The following is a 15357-nucleotide window of genomic DNA, read 5'->3' on the forward strand; positions in this document are numbered from 1 at the left end:
TAATAATTGAGCGTTTTATTTATCATCGTTGGGTGTTTTGCAATTTGAATGCGAACCCCCAATATCACAAGATTACCTTATTTTTCCCTCTCATAAAGCATCACTATCAATGCCACTCACGTGCATCACAAGTAGGGATAAAAATTACCTGACAAAAGACGACAAATATCTCTCCTATAACATTTCAAAGCAAAGGCTGTTACAATATTGAAAACCAGCAAATATCCCAACAAATATCATTGTCGGCTTGTACTTTTATTCAGCGCAAAAATGGAATCGTCCAATGGATTTTTGTTCTATAATCCATACGCTCCATCGTAAAATGGAATAAAAAGTACAAGATGTTACATGGTTAAACGCCTAAATACCCATATATGAAGGCTGATAAAAAACGAATTCTTCCAATTATCAATCCATAAGGCTTCAATCCATCGGGATCGTTACGAACCTTAACTCTCCATCTGGGCGTGCTACAATAAAGAGAGCATTTTTGCGTCCAGCTTCACGTAATTTATGAAAACGTTTTTTAGCCCCATCAATTGTTGTAATAGCACTCTGATTGATATCAACAATCACTTCACCAACGCGAATACGCTTTTTATCCGCAGCACTATTTTCTGCAACAGATGTCACCACCAATCCTTGAAGTTTATCTGAAATTGAATAACAATGACGCAAATCCTCTGTCAGTTCTGATAACGTCATTCCCATCAATTGCATCGTCACGCTTTTCGACGGATCATCATTTTTTTGATCATCAACTTCTTCTTCTGTATCTTCACTGGCATCGGTCTCAATCAAACGTCCAAGCTTAACTTTTACTGTTTTTTCTTGCCCATTGCGTAAAACAGTAACATCAACCACTTTTCCTTCCACACTCTCTGCAACTAAACGGGGCAAATCACGCGCATGCTTAATCTTAGAATTCCCAAAAGAAAGAATGACATCTCCAGTTTGTAACTGGCTATTATCGACATTATTTTCTTCCGTCTGTTCTATTTTACCAGCCACCAACGCTCCTACAGCATTGTCTAGTTTTAAACTCTTTGCAATATCCTCTGTCACCGGCTGAATACGAATAGCCAACCAACCACGCCTTATTTCGCCAAAATCACGCAATTGATTAATAACAGAAAGGGCCATATCCGATGGAATAGCAAATCCAATACCGATAGATCCTCCAGAAGGTGAAACAATTGCTGTATTAACGCCAATGACTTCACCATTCCTATCAAATAATGGACCACCAGAATTGCCTCGATTAATCGCTGCATCGGTTTGAATAAAATTATCATAGGGACCAGCATTAAGGTCACGGTTACGGGCAGAAATAATACCAACCGTCACACTCCCACCAAACCCATAAGGGTTACCAATAGCCATAACCCAATCACCAATACGCGCTTTTTCTGAATCACCAAAACGCACAGCTTTTAATTTTTTAATCCCCGCATCCACTTGAAGCAACGCTAAATCCGTTTTACTATCTTTGCCAAGGAGCTTTGCCTTGAGTTTTGTACCATCGGTAAAGTTAACTTCAATATCATCAGCATCAACAATCACATGATAATTTGTAACAATAATTCCTTTTTGGGCATCAATTACAAAACCAGACCCCAGAGAGCGTACCTTTTGAAATTGACTATTTTTTTGACCATCTTTGGGTGTAAAAAAATCATTAAAATATTCCCCCAGCAATGAATCTTTGGGAATAACGGGTACCGAAGTATTTTCATCTTGTTCTGTTCCTTCAACAGTCTGTGCCGTAGAAATATTCACAACCGTCTCCAAAAGCTCAGAAGCGAGATCAGGAACAGAAAGCAATGTCTTGTTTATCTCTTCACCCCACGACAAACGCACGGATCCAGATAAAAACAAAATAACACAAAAAACAACTCTTGTGATAAAAGACTTTAAAAACGTATTTCTACTCACAACACTTCTACCCATGACATGCCTTTAAACCAAAGCTGCAAAAAGCCTTACTCAATTTATTATATAAAAATCAGTATGGCATCGCATTCGCTTACATTCATCATAAAACAAGCAACGATAGGGCATACTCCTCATACGAGTATCCCCCATACACTATTCCACCTATTCTCCACCAGCCTTTGAATCAGCTTTACTCAAACTAGAACTTACTGTTGATGAAGGAAATGAAGCTTTTTTCTTTGCTTGCAGAGGGTTGCGAAAATAAAAAAAGAAATCCTCATTTGGTGAGATAACCATCGGTATTCTCTCTAAATTTTTATACTGTTCCATCGCTAACCAAAAATCGTAAAAAGATGGATTAACTTCCCGAGCCTTTAATAAAATGCGAATACTTTCAGCCTGTCCTTCACCGCGCGTAATTTCAGCATCACGCTTTGCGGCCGCCACAATTTCTTCATATTCACGATTTGCCTCCGCCACAATACGATCCCGCTCTTGTTGACCACGAGCCCGAATATTTTCCGCCACCGCTTCCCGTTCAGCAGCCATTTGCCGATAAACATCTTCTGAAACAGCATCAGTTAAATCGGTTTTTCGAATACGCACATCAACAATCTTAATACCCAGCGAGCCTGCATCGATAGAAAATTGCCGTTGAACCTCAGCCATCATCGCGCCTCGTTCATCTGATAAAGCTGCTTTGAATTCTCGTTTACCATAGACAGCCCGCAAAGCATCAATAAAGCGTGGAGCAAGATTTTCACGTGCTGCAATTTGTGGACGCCCTGAAGCAATACGCTGTAAGAACAATTTAGGATCCGTAATACGATAAATAAAGAACGCATCCACTTCATAATAAGCCCCCCCACGAACCTGCACAGATTGCGTAGGAACATTGTAACGCAACAGCCGATTATCCACCACAATCATCTTATCGACAAAAGGCATTTTAAAATAAATTCCAGGATTAGACTCGACCTTAACAATTTGTCCAAAACGCTTAATAGCCACTTGTTGACGAGGATAGACAATAAAAAGTGACATCCACAAAATGAGTAACAGAACTATTATGGTACTAAAAACAAATAAAAAACGGGACTGCTGCATGATTAACGTCCTCCAGAAATCTGAGAATCCAAGAGCGATATAGAACGTGCTGATTTTATTTTTGCTTTTTCTGATAAATTATTACGCAGCAATTCGTTCAAAGGAAGATAAGGCACCGCAGGAGAATTAATTTGATCGAGAATCAATTTATTTGGTGAAGAAAAAACACGCCCCATCGTCTCCATATAAAGACGATAACGTGCAGCCTCTGGTGAAATGGCAGCCTCACGCGCTATGGCCTGAAAACGTTCAGCACGTCCTGTTGCCTCTTCAACCATTTGTGCTTTTTCACCTTTCGCGATTTCCCGTGTCCGCGAAGCTTCACCATTGGCTAAACCAATCTTCGTAAAACGCACACGATTTCCTTCTTCAATCATCCGTCCACGTTCCTGCTCTGCTTGCTGAACAGAATTAAACGCCGCAGCAACTTTAGTAGGAGGAGCTGCTTCACTGATCGATACACGACTTATTTCGACACCAAGTTGATATTTATCGACAGTCAATTGGGTAATCTTTCTCACATCGTTAGCAACTTCTTCTTTTTTATCGCGTAAAACATCATCAACAGGTCTTGAACCAATAACCTCTCGCATTGCACTTTCGGCAACCTGACGAACAGTTCCTTCTTGATCATTCACATTGAATAAAAATTGTCCTGGATTGGAAATGCGATAGTAAACAGAAAAATTGACATTCACAATATTTTGATCACTCGACAGCATCAAACCTTCACTTTGTTGTCTCTGTCCAGGATGCCCACCAATTGCAATTGTTTTTTCCGTTAAAGGCACTTTCATATAGGTCTCAATTGGCCAAAAGTGAAAATGCAATCCATCACCGACAACGCCTTCCTTAGGCACACCGAAACGCAATTCTACTGCTTGCTCATTTTGTTGGACAATATAAAGTGACTGATAGAGAAAAAAACACACAGCAAGTAGAAGAAACAAAACAAAAAAGCCCCCTCGACTAAATTGTTTAAACTGATCCTGTCCTTTACGCAAAATATCATCAAAGTTGGGACCATTTTCGCCACCATTATAGCCACCAGAACCAAAAAGATTCTTAGACGATGTTTTTTTGTCACCACTGTTCTTGTTTTTATCGCCACTCCACGGGCCACCACCATTTTGATTTGTCCAGGGCATTACCACCTCTTTAACTGACTACCATTCATTAAAATACCAAGCCTTAGACTTAGGCTTTATAAGATCCTTCTTCTCTTATATTATGCAACCGATAAACCCTTTTCACTTCACATTATAAAACATTATTTCCGCTCATAAACAACAAAATGTGTCGGATGACTATCTTTATCTCCTTTGGGAATATCTTGTGTTTGCACAATAGTCCACTTTTCTTTGTCAAAAACAGGAAAAAAACTATCACCTTCTATAGAAGCTAAAACTTTTGTAAGGAATATTTTATCAGCCAAACTGAACCCTTGTTGAAAAATTTCACCCCCACCAATAATAAAAATTTCCTCTACATCATTTTGAGCCGCAACACTTTTTGCAAGAGAACAAGCCTGCGATAAAGAATGAACAACAACCGCCCCTTCAGCGCTGAAAGTACGATCACGTGTAATGACGATATTTGTACGCCCTAGTAAAGGTCTTCCGATAGAATCCCAAGTTTTTCGCCCCATAATAATGGGCTTACCCAACGTCAACGCTTTAAAGCGTTGCAAATCCGTTGATAAATGCCAAGGCATTGTACCTTCATGACCAATAACACCATTTTCTGCAACAGCAGCAATTAAACAAATAGAAATCGTCATATGGCTACCGGCGCTTTAATATGGGGATGTGCTTCATAATTAAGCAATTCAAAGTCCTCAAATTGAAAAGAAAAAAGATCTGTTACGGCTGGATTGATGCGCATACATGGCAAAGCATTGGGGATACGAGACAATTGATGTTTTGCCTGTTCAAAATGATTAGAATAAAGATGAGCATCCCCTAAAGTATGAACAAAATCACCAACTTTAAGGCCACTAACTTGCGCAATCATCATCGTTAACAATGCGTAGGACGCAATATTAAATGGAACCCCTAAGAAAATATCCGCTGAACGCTGATAAAGCTGACAGGATAATTTCCCCTCAGCGATATAAAATTGAAAAAGACAATGGCACGGAGGCAAAGCCATTTCCTCTATTAATGCAGGGTTCCAAGCTGAGACAATCAAGCGACGAGAATCTGGCGTTTCCTTAATCATCGTTAAAAGATTGCTCATTTGATCAATATGGCGTCCATCAGGAGCAGGCCAAGAACGCCATTGATAACCATAAACAGGACCAAGATTTCCTTGTTTATCAGCCCATTCATCCCAAATCGATACACCATGTTCTTTCAACCATGCAATATTTGTATCGCCTTTAAGAAACCACAAAAGCTCATAAATAATTGAACGTAAATGCAGTTTTTTTGTTGTCAACAACGGAAATCCCGCTTGTAAATCAAAGCGCATCTGATATCCAAAAATAGACCGCGTTCCAACGCCTGTTCGATCTTTACGATCAGTACCATAATTTAAAACGTGGGATAAAAGAGCCAGATATAATTTCATAAAGCTATTATGTCCGATTCTTTTCATTATAGAAAATAAAAACTGTAAAATCCCTACAAACAGAATTCAAATTTTTTTTTCGAAAACATCTTACACAAGAAATTATCGTGATCTGACTAAATTTTTGATGCAAAAGATAAAATACTATAGACAGATTCTTAATAAAATAACATAGAGAGATAATGAACAAAGATAGATGAACGTGAAATAGAAGGGATTAACTATGGAAAAACAAGAATCTTTAGCACCACATGATACAAGAAAACGTGTTCTTTCTATCATATCGAGTGCATCCGGTAATCTGGTAGAATGGTATGATTTTTATGTTTATTCTTTTACATCTATTTACTTTGCCTCACAGTTTTTTCCTTCTGATGGAGATGTTGTTACCGAACTTTTAAAATCTTCCATTGTCTTTTTTATTGGCTTTCTTATGCGTCCAATTGGTGGTTGGCTCTTTGGTTATATTGCCGATCGTTATGGACGTAAACGCTCTTTACTTATTTCTGTTTTCATGATGTGTGGAGGCTCTTTCCTTATTGCCCTCCTTCCTACCTATGAAACAATTGGAGCAACAGCAGCCGTTTTACTCATTTTGCTTCGTATGATCCAAGGACTTTCCGTTGGCGGTGAATATGGTACAACAGCAACTTATATGAGTGAAATTGCTCTTAAAAAACGCCGTGGCTTCTTTAGCTCTTTTCAATATGCAACGCTTATTGGCGGTCAGCTTCTTGCAAGTCTGGTTATGTTTGTTCTCGCCTTCTATCTCACAGAAGATCAGTTAAAAGCATGGGGATGGCGTATTCCTTTTGTGATTGGTGGATGTGGCGCCATTGTTGCAATTTATCTGCGTCGTTCTCTTCATGAAACAACCACAAAAGAAAGCCGCTCTCAAAAACACTCTGGTAGTCTTAAAGAACTTCTACGCAATCATGCAAAAGCGTTCTTTTTGGTGGTCGGTTTTACAGCTGGAGGATCACTTATATTTTATACCAGCACAACTTATATGCAAAAATATCTGATCACAACAACCGGATTTGATAAACCCACTGCAAATACAATAATGACAGCTGCACTCTTTGTTTTCATGTTACTCCAACCTCTCTTTGGTTCTCTAGCGGATAAAATTGGCACTAGAACTTCACTGCTTATTTGGAGCAGCCTCTCCATCATCTTTATCGTGCCAGGGCTTAGAATAATTGGTAGCACCAATGATACTTGGATTGCGCTCTTAATCGTTATTGGAATGCTGTGTATTTTGAGTTTTTATACATCCATCTCTGGTATTGTAAAAGCAGAAATGTTTCCTGCATCAGTACGCGCCATGGGAGTTGGGCTTTCTTATGCTACTGCCAATGCAATCTTTGGTGGCTCTGCTGAAACTGTCGCACTCGAATTTAAAAAACATGGTCATGAATCTATATTTCATTTTTACATAGTCGGCATGATGATCATTGCCCTTATCTCTATTCTCCTTATGCCCGATGCGCGTAAAAAGGGGTATCTACAAAACGATGATATTCATTAATTTTTGATATTAATAAAAAAAGCCCAGAATATTGGGCTTTTTTTATATCTGTCCTCTAGAAGTTTAAAGCTCAAAACTTTTTATCCCTGCCAAACACTCCAAAGAAGAAATTTTTCTCCTACATAAACCGCTTACAAAAATAAACAGCTTCACATTATTATATAATAAATACTTCTTTTGCTGAATTTCGTTCGCTAAAAATAAAAAACTTTTTATTTATTTTAATATTCTCATTTCCAATCAAAATCGAAGAAAAACGATAATCTTTCAAGAAATTTTATCAAGAGTAAATTACACATTGTCTCATGCTTTTGTTTAATACATTCTTTAATGGGCTTCCCATGCAAAATAAAAGCCCCATGAAAAATAGAAAATCCCATTATATGATGAATTTCTGCACTTTTTTAAGAAATATTTCTCACCCCCACCATTTCACGATGGCGCTCATGAATGACATAAATAAAAATGCCATAAAGTATAAATATTAATCAATAGATTGATTTATAATAATAACTTGTCATTATTAAACTTGAATGAAAGTTTCAAATAGCGCAGGCTTCTCTTAATTTTCAAACTTGTTATATTGAATCATATCAAAATCATTCGCTTGCACGTTACAAGGAGACAAAACCATATAGATAAAAACTATAGAAAAAAGAGCTAAAAATGTCTCTTCTGAACCGTCTTAATAGCTCAAAGGCCGTCGTAACATTGTTTACCAACATCTTTACGCTTAATCAAAATGCCAGCGGCTATCATGATATTATTTTCTAAACCTTAATGTCGCCCTCCCCCTTTGCCACTTAAGAAAGTTCATAAAAAGTATTTTTACGCACATACCAACCTCACATGTAATATATAATATATAAATAGCCACTAATGCTATTTTACGAAACAATATCAAGCCTATAAACTAAAGAGCATTCTATCTTCATAAACATGCTCATATGCACATAATTCACAATGAAACAAAAATAATATTTCCTTAAAAGATTGCCAAAAACGCACGATTTACGCAATATAGCATATGCCCAAAAACATTAATCTTTCTAGAAAAGTCTTAACAGCACCCCCTGAACTTTAAGTACAAAAGCTCACCCTTTTTCCATCTTAAGTTTTTAACCTCTGAACTAAGGATATAATCATGAAATAAAATTCCATTGACGAATGACCAACTGTAGAAATTAATTCATACCTCTTACCACAGTTCGATTCAAGTTTACTTGCTTTATATAATGATACTATAAATACAACATATAATAAATATTATTTATTCTTTTTAACTCCCCAATAAAAAACTTGAAAAAACTATAAATACTATAAATTATCTTAAAGTATTTTCTTAAAAAATTATCATGATATAATCGCGTTTTTGTAATACACATCGTAAAATAGCGTTTAAGAAAAAATTTATTCATTTAAAAGGGGAGTGCTTCATGAATAACCAAACAACTTTAGAACTCCATGATACAAGGAAACGTATTTTTGCTATCATATCTAGTGCATCAGGAAATCTGGTAGAATGGTATGACTTTTACGCTTACTCCTTTGCATCGGTTTATTTTGCATCACAATTTTTTCCTGAAGATGAAGATATCGTTATACAACTGTTAAAAACTGCAGGAATCTTTTTTATTGGTTTTCTTATGCGTCCAATTGGAGCATGGCTCTTTGGATTCATCGCTGACCGCTATGGACGTAAACGCTCAATGCTTATTTCTGTTTTTATGATGTGTTTTGGCTCTTTTCTCATTGCCATACTTCCCACTTACAAAACCTTAGGTATAACAGCAGCATTTCTTCTCCTTTTAGTCCGTATGTTTCAAGGACTTTCCGTTGGTGGTGAATATGGTACAGCCGCAACTTATATGAGTGAAGTTGCACCTAAAAATCGTCGTGGGCTTTTTGCTTCTTTTCAATATGCGACAACGATCTCTGGTCAACTTCTTGCGAGTTTTATTATATTTATTTTAGCCATTTACTTTACTGAAGATCAATTAAAAGCATGGGGATGGCGTATTCCTTTTGTCATTGGTGGCTTGGGAGCAATCGTTGCACTTTATCTGCGAAGCTTGCTTCATGAAACAACAACCCACAAAAGCCGCTCTGAACAACACGCTGGTAGTCTTAAAGAGCTTTTTCGCAATCATAAAAAAGCTTTCTTTTTGGTTGTTGGCTTTACAGCTGGTGGCTCTCTTACATTTTATACATACACCACTTATATGCAAAAATACCTGATCACAACCACGGGCTTTGATAAACAAACCGCAACAACAATCATGACTGCCGCCCTCTTTGTTTTTGTATTATTCCAACCTCTTTTAGGTGCCTTCGCCGACAAAATTGGCGCACGATTTTCACTCATCAGTTGGGGGATTTTATCCATTATCTGCACTATTCCCGTTCTTAAAATGATTGGAAATGCCCATAATCCATGGAGTGCACTCTTAATCATTATTGGAATGCTCTGTATTATGAGTTTTTATACCTCCATTGCGGGGATCATAAAAGCAGAATTGTTCCCTGCTTCAATCCGAGCAATCGGTGTTGGATTTGCTTTTGCCATTGGTAATGCACTCTTTGGTGGTTCTGCTGAATATGTAGCGCTTGGACTAAAAAACATGGGATACGAATCCGTTTTCTTTTTTTACATCGTTGGGATGATGATCATTGCCCTCATCTCTATTCTCCTTATGCCCGATATCGATAAAGGAGGATATCTCGATAAAGATGAACTTCATTAAAGTGATTTGCTAAATAAAAAAGCCCAAAAAATTGGGCTTTTTTCAATCTCCTCTCCGCAGCTTCATAAGCACATCTTAATATTAATGAAGGGCCTGCCCCCGCGTTGGTCTTGTAAACAGCTTATCTCTCCCTAAACTGTCTATCTCTATTAATCTCTTTATGCAGTTTACTTCATAAGGTTCTATGGGCCAGCTCTATCCTCAATATTTATCACGATATCTAACAAAAATACCGCATACGTAAAATCTTACATGGCCATTTAAAAGATCTATTTTATGACATGACAATAATGAGTAAGGACATAAAAATCTTTTTTATGTCGCTTAAGCTTTATGAAATATCTTTATTTTTGGGTTGCTACGCATAAAAATCATCTCTTCTATGATCTTCCAGCATTAAGCCTATAACCATCGAAGTAATTATTTTGGCATTTTTCTCACCAAGATTAAATATATCTTGATCGGCTTTTCAAGGTTCTCTCCCCTTTAGAGGTAATGGCATAACTTTTATTTTACGAGAAAATAAAAATACGAAAACGAGTGATAATATAATTACAAATAACGCCAATAAATCATCTTAAAGCATTCTCCTAAAAAATTATCATGATACAATTGTATTTTGATGATATACATCGTAAACAACTTTAAAGAGAAAAACTGATCGATGTAACAGGGGAGACTTTAATGGAAAACCAAACAACTTTAGCACCACATGATACAAGGAAACGTGTTTTTTCGATTATCTCTAGTGCATCAGGAAATCTCGTAGAATGGTATGATTTTTATGTTTACTCATTTACATCTATTTATTTCGCATCACAATTTTTTCCTTCAGATCATGATATTGTTACGCAACTGTTAAAGACTGCAGGAGTCTTTTTTATGGGCTTTCTTATGCGCCCTATTGGAAGTTTGCTCTTTGGCTTCATCGCAGATCGCTATGGACGTAAACGATCGATGCTCATTTCTATTTTTATGATGTGTGGTGGTTCTTTTCTCATCGCCCTCCTCCCCACCTATGAAATGATTGGAACAACAGCAGCCGTTCTTCTGCTTTTAGTTCGAATGTTACAAGGGCTTTCAGCGGGGGGTGAATATGGAACGGTTGCAACTTATATGAGCGAAGTTGCTCTAAAAAATCACCGTGGATTCTTCGCTTCTTTCCAATATGCAACACTTATCACCGGTCAACTTCTTGCCAGTTTTGTTATATTTATTTTGGCACTTTATCTGACAGAAGATCAATTAAAAGCATGGGGATGGCGTATTCCTTTTGTCATTGGTGGCGTAGGAGCAATCATTGCACTTTATCTGCGTCGTTCGCTTCATGAAACAACCACAAAAGAAAGCCGCTCTCAAAAACAAGCTGGTAGCCTTAAAGAACTTTTTCGCAATCACAAAAAAGCTTTGTTTTTGGTTATGGGCTTTACAGCGGGAGGTTCTCTCTCATTTTATACTTATACCACTTATATGCAGAAATATCTGATCACAACAACTGGTTTTGATAAGCAAACTGCAACAACAATCATGACAGCTGCGCTCTTTATCTTCATATTGCTCCAACCTCTATTTGGTTTTCTAGCGGATAAAATTGGCACAAAAACTTCACTTGTTCTTTGGGGAATCTTATCCATCATCTGTACAGTTCCTGTATTAACAGCTATTGGGAACACAGATAGTGTATGGGTTGCATTTTTCATTATTGTTGGAATGCTTTGTATCATGAGTTTTTACACATCCATCGCAGGGATCATAAAAGCAGGTGTATTTCCAGCCTCAATCCGTGCAATGGGCGTTGGGTTGTCCTATGCGATTTCCAATGCTCTATTTGGTGGTTCTGCTGAATACGTTGCATTTGGATTAAAAAAAATCGGTCATGAATCTGTATTTCCTTTCTACATAATCGGCATGATGGTCATTGCGCTTATCGCGATTCTTCTAATGCCGGATATAAACAAAGGAGGATATCTTCAAGATGAGACCCATTAATATTCCATAAAATGTAAAGCCCAAATAAATTGGGCTTTTTTATAATTAGTACATACAAGTCTCATTTTTATATCATGACATCCATTTCATTAGCTTACTCTCAATAATGAAAAGTCATCGGACAGTTTCTATAACTTTGACATGTCGCTTCCATAAATATTGATTTATAATGGTTATTTATTCTCTTGTATATCACATGGAAAACCCAAATACTGTAAGCTAATCTTCATTATATAAAGCTCCCTCGCGATGCTTTCTTGAAACTTATGAATATTTTTTTCTATGAATAAAATTCACGTAAGAAAAAATAAAAACGGATGTTATGAAACAGATAAAGTAAAGAAATTATATACTGTTATATTAATAATAAAAAAGTAAAACAATATTATTAGATTATTAATATAATACTATTTTATAAAAATAGTATTATATTAATATGTTTAATTATTTAAAATAAGAAAATTACTTTTTATACGATATAATAAAGAGCAAAAATTGAGCAGAATACGTTATTAAAAATAGTTATTTATAAAAATAATCATTATACAAATGAATTTTTCTGGAAATTATAAAAAATTAAGTTTTAAAAATATAAACTATAAATTTAAAAGGGGAACACTTCATGAAAAGTGAAACAAATTCAGCATCGCATGATGCAAGAAAGCGTACTTTTGCTATTATAGCAAGCGCATCTGGAAATCTCGTAGAATGGTATGATTTTTACGTTTACGCATTTGCATCGATTTATTTTGCATCACAATTTTTTCCTTCAGATGGTGATGCAATTACACCGCTGTTAAAAACTGCAGGTGTCTTTTTTATTGGCTTTCTTATGCGCCCTATTGGAGCTTGGCTTTTAGGATTCGTTGCCGATCGTTACGGACGTAAACGCTCAATGCTTGTATCCATTTTCATGATGTGTGGAGGCTCTTTTTTCATCGCCATACTTCCCACCTATGAAACCTTGGGAATAACATCAGCAATCCTTTTACTGTTAGCGCGAATGGTACAAGGACTTTCAGCGGGGGGTGAATATGGTACAGCAGCCACTTATATAAGCGAAGTTGCTCTCAAAAAGCATCGTGGGCTGTTTGCTTCTTTCCAATCAGCCACCCTTATTACAGGTCAGCTTCTTGCCAGTTTCATTATATTTATTTTAGCCATTTACCTTACTGAAGATCAGTTAAAAGCATGGGGATGGCGTATCCCTTTTGTCATTGGTGGATGTGGAGCACTCGTTGCGATTTACTTACGTCGTTCGCTCCACGAAACGACCACAAAAGAAAGCCGCTCCCAAAAACACTCTGGTAGTCTTAAGGAACTTCTTACCAAACACACAAAAGCCGTCGTCGTGATTGCCTGTTTTGCCTCAGGCGGATCACTCACATTTTATACCTTTACGACTTATATGCAAAAATATCTGATCACAACCACTGGCTTTGATAAACATACCACAACAACGATTATGACAGCTGTACTGTTTATTTTCATCCTTTTCCAGCCCATAGCAGGCATCATTGCCGATAAAATTGGAACAAAAACTTTACTCATCATTTGGAGTATACTCTCTACCATTTTTACATTTCCTGGACTCTGGATAATTGGTAACACCCATAGCGTATGGGTTGCCTTCTCCGTCATTATTGGCTTGCTCTTTATTATGGGCATGTATACATCCATCTCTGGTGTTGTAAAGTCAGCCATGTTTCCCTCTTCCGTACGTGCATTAGGCGTTAACATCTCTCACGCTATTGGCAATGCCTTATTTGGTGGTTCTGCTGAATACGTCGCGCTTGGATTAAAAAAGTACGGTCATGAATCACTCTTTTATTTTTACGTAACCGCCGTAATGATCATGGCATTTATTGCGCTTCTCTTTGTTCCGAGTATGCGTAAAGGAGGATATCTCCAAGACAATGAAAAAGATTAATGCCTTCTATAAACAAAAAAGCCCAAAAAATTGGGCTTTTTTTATCATGATCACAAATTTAATATCGTTTAAATTTTATGAAGTGCATCGAGTTGCTTTGCAACTAAGTAATAAAAAGTCATACGACTTTTTCTACGTTCCCCAGTCATCATCTGAGCAACTTTTGCAACAGCCATTTTAGCACTCTGCTCATCAACTTCTAAAACATCTTTAACCCATTTTTCAACACGTTCTAACTCTTTTGGATCCGATGTTGCAACAAGCGCTGCATCTTGCTTTTGCATCACCAAAGCTAAACGATGGTTAAGTCGCTCAACTGCTGCTTCATCAGGGTTTGAATCATATATTTTAATATCTGCTAGATTATTTTTCATTTTGCATCATATCCTCTCCAAAAACGAGCGGTTATACTTCACCGCCGCATCATATAGCTCCATAAATAATTAGAGGATTAAAAATATTAACAACCCCCCCTTTTCCTAAGACTGTTCTTCATCTATACTTAGAGAGCTGACTTTTCAGCTATAGTAATAAATGGACGGTGAAATAAACCTATTGGACCCGGGGGCGGTACCCGGCGCCTCCACCAAAATATAAAAAAACAAAATTATATTTTGGTGGGGGCGAAATAGGATCGACAAGGGTGTAAAGATCGCTCTTTTACTCGGCATTGTACCACCGTTATCGGGCTAAATGAGTAGTTGCAAATGACAACTATGCGGAAGCACGTCTCGCCGCTTAAGGTGGTGTGAATGTTTCAAATTGACTCTTAAACCGTCGCAGGTTTAAGCGGGGTTCGAAGGCACCTGGCAACAGAAGCCTTCACTGTTTAAAATGTTATTGAGTGATCTTTCAGACATTATCAAACATTATTTTTTGTGTTTTTTCGATTCAAATGAAGTGCCTCGTAGACAAAATGCTGCTAATTTTAAATATATTCTCTTATACAAGATCAATACGACCCATTCTGCTACGTGAAATAAAAGGAATAAGCTTCGATGGTTAAAGATCAAATCCGTTACGATATTCTCGTTCAGGATGCGCTTCGTGGAGTTATCCGTAAAGTTTTATCGGAAGTTGCTAAAGCAGGTCTTCCGGGAAATCATCACTTTTTTATAACTTTTTTTACAAATGCCGCAGGCGTTAAAATTTCTTCTCGGTTAAAAAGTCGCTATCCTGAACAAATGACAATCGTCTTACAACATCAGTTTAGAGATCTCAGCGTTTCAGAAACAGCCTTCGAAGTGGCCCTCTCTTTCAGAGAAATCACCGAAAAACTCGTTATTCCTTTTACTGCTATTCAAGTCTTTTACGATCCTGTAGCAGCATTTGAAGCTGCATTTGATCTGCCCTCAAAACTTCCCTCCGCAGAAAGTGAAAATGCAGAAAATATCCCATCTACCCCCATTGCTCTATCAGACAAACAAAAAAAAGAAAATACACTCACAAAAGAACAAAATCTCAGTATCAATAAAGAACCTTCAAATAACGATGCAAAACAGAGCGCTGATGTTGTCTCTTTAGATTCCTTTCGGAAAAAGTAAATTTTC

At 37.1% G+C, this 15357-nt stretch carries 11 protein-coding genes and 1 other RNA gene; 6 read left to right on the forward strand and 6 right to left on the reverse strand.

Features of this window, described 5'->3' with window-relative positions:
- Positions 1-423 precede the first annotated feature (423 nt).
- The 5 genes from FNZ60_RS04565 to FNZ60_RS04585 form a co-directional block, all read right to left on the reverse strand.
- Positions 424-1950: a Do family serine endopeptidase gene (locus FNZ60_RS04565; protein ID WP_142416499.1), complete on the reverse strand. Its 1527-nt coding sequence runs from the start codon at positions 1948-1950 to the stop codon at positions 424-426.
- Positions 1951-2097: 147 nt separating this feature from the next.
- Positions 2098-3042, reverse strand: a complete 945-nt coding sequence (gene hflC / locus FNZ60_RS04570; RefSeq protein WP_142416500.1) for a protease modulator HflC — start codon at positions 3040-3042, stop codon at positions 2098-2100.
- Positions 3043-3044: 2 nt separating this feature from the next.
- Positions 3045-4190, reverse strand: a complete 1146-nt coding sequence (gene hflK / locus FNZ60_RS04575) for an FtsH protease activity modulator HflK (protein ID WP_142416501.1) — start codon at positions 4188-4190, stop codon at positions 3045-3047.
- A gap of 122 nt (positions 4191-4312) precedes the next feature.
- Positions 4313-4822 (reverse strand): dihydrofolate reductase, encoded by a 510-nt coding sequence (locus FNZ60_RS04580; protein ID WP_142416502.1) that lies wholly within the window; start codon positions 4820-4822, stop codon positions 4313-4315.
- Positions 4819-5613: a thymidylate synthase gene (locus tag FNZ60_RS04585; RefSeq protein WP_142416503.1), complete on the reverse strand. Its 795-nt coding sequence runs from the start codon at positions 5611-5613 to the stop codon at positions 4819-4821. The genes FNZ60_RS04580 and FNZ60_RS04585 overlap by 4 nt, the downstream gene beginning before the upstream one ends.
- 223 nt (positions 5614-5836) lie before the next feature.
- Between FNZ60_RS04585 and FNZ60_RS04590 the strand changes: the two genes are divergently transcribed.
- The 4 genes from FNZ60_RS04590 to FNZ60_RS04605 all read left to right on the forward strand — a co-directional run bounded on the left by FNZ60_RS04590 (position 5837) and on the right by FNZ60_RS04605 (position 13807).
- A complete protein-coding gene (locus tag FNZ60_RS04590; protein WP_142416504.1) occupies positions 5837-7144 on the forward strand; it encodes an MFS family transporter in 1308 nt (435 codons plus the stop codon).
- Between the two features lie 1436 nt (positions 7145-8580).
- Positions 8581-9888, forward strand: coding sequence for an MFS family transporter (locus tag FNZ60_RS04595; protein ID WP_142416505.1), 1308 nt, complete (start codon positions 8581-8583; stop codon positions 9886-9888).
- 684 nt (positions 9889-10572) lie between these two features.
- On the forward strand, positions 10573-11877 hold the full coding sequence (locus FNZ60_RS04600) for an MFS family transporter (protein WP_142416506.1): 1305 nt from the start codon (positions 10573-10575) through the stop codon (positions 11875-11877).
- A 622-nt stretch (positions 11878-12499) separates the two neighbouring features.
- Positions 12500-13807: an MFS transporter gene (locus tag FNZ60_RS04605; protein ID WP_142416507.1), complete on the forward strand. Its 1308-nt coding sequence runs from the start codon at positions 12500-12502 to the stop codon at positions 13805-13807.
- A gap of 68 nt (positions 13808-13875) precedes the next feature.
- On the opposite strand, the gene FNZ60_RS04610 is transcribed toward FNZ60_RS04605, so the two are convergent.
- Positions 13876-14181, reverse strand: coding sequence for a DUF2853 family protein (locus FNZ60_RS04610; protein ID WP_142416508.1), 306 nt, complete (start codon positions 14179-14181; stop codon positions 13876-13878).
- Between the two features lie 96 nt (positions 14182-14277).
- Here FNZ60_RS04610 and ssrA point away from each other — a divergent pair.
- Both ssrA and FNZ60_RS04620 read left to right on the forward strand, forming a co-directional pair.
- Positions 14278-14634, forward strand: a transfer-messenger RNA (tmRNA) gene (gene ssrA / locus FNZ60_RS04615).
- 171 nt (positions 14635-14805) lie between these two features.
- Complete coding sequence (locus FNZ60_RS04620; protein ID WP_142416509.1) at positions 14806-15351, forward strand: SspB family protein; 546 nt, start codon at positions 14806-14808, stop codon at positions 15349-15351.
- Positions 15352-15357: the final 6 nt, after the last annotated feature.

The sequence above is a fragment of the Bartonella massiliensis genome, from assembly GCF_902150025.1.
Classification (GTDB): domain Bacteria; phylum Pseudomonadota; class Alphaproteobacteria; order Rhizobiales; family Rhizobiaceae; genus Bartonella; species Bartonella massiliensis.

What these genes read in the sequence shown, in the direction of transcription:
- FNZ60_RS04565 (WP_142416499.1), bottom strand. Translation starts at nt 1,950, where the DNA reads ATGGGTAGAAGTGTTGTGAGTAGAAATACGTTTTTAAAGTCTTTTATC.
- FNZ60_RS04590 (WP_142416504.1), top strand. Translation starts at nt 5,837, where the DNA reads ATGGAAAAACAAGAATCTTTAGCACCACATGATACAAGAAAACGTGTT.
- hflK (WP_142416501.1), bottom strand. Translation starts at nt 4,190, where the DNA reads ATGCCCTGGACAAATCAAAATGGTGGTGGCCCGTGGAGTGGCGATAAA.
- FNZ60_RS04585 (WP_142416503.1), bottom strand. Translation starts at nt 5,613, where the DNA reads ATGAAATTATATCTGGCTCTTTTATCCCACGTTTTAAATTATGGTACT.
- FNZ60_RS04580 (WP_142416502.1), bottom strand. Translation starts at nt 4,822, where the DNA reads ATGACGATTTCTATTTGTTTAATTGCTGCTGTTGCAGAAAATGGTGTT.
- FNZ60_RS04610 (WP_142416508.1), bottom strand. Translation starts at nt 14,181, where the DNA reads ATGAAAAATAATCTAGCAGATATTAAAATATATGATTCAAACCCTGAT.
- FNZ60_RS04605 (WP_142416507.1), top strand. Translation starts at nt 12,500, where the DNA reads ATGAAAAGTGAAACAAATTCAGCATCGCATGATGCAAGAAAGCGTACT.
- FNZ60_RS04620 (WP_142416509.1), top strand. Translation starts at nt 14,806, where the DNA reads ATGGTTAAAGATCAAATCCGTTACGATATTCTCGTTCAGGATGCGCTT.
- FNZ60_RS04600 (WP_142416506.1), top strand. Translation starts at nt 10,573, where the DNA reads ATGGAAAACCAAACAACTTTAGCACCACATGATACAAGGAAACGTGTT.
- hflC (WP_142416500.1), bottom strand. Translation starts at nt 3,042, where the DNA reads ATGCAGCAGTCCCGTTTTTTATTTGTTTTTAGTACCATAATAGTTCTG.
- FNZ60_RS04595 (WP_142416505.1), top strand. Translation starts at nt 8,581, where the DNA reads ATGAATAACCAAACAACTTTAGAACTCCATGATACAAGGAAACGTATT.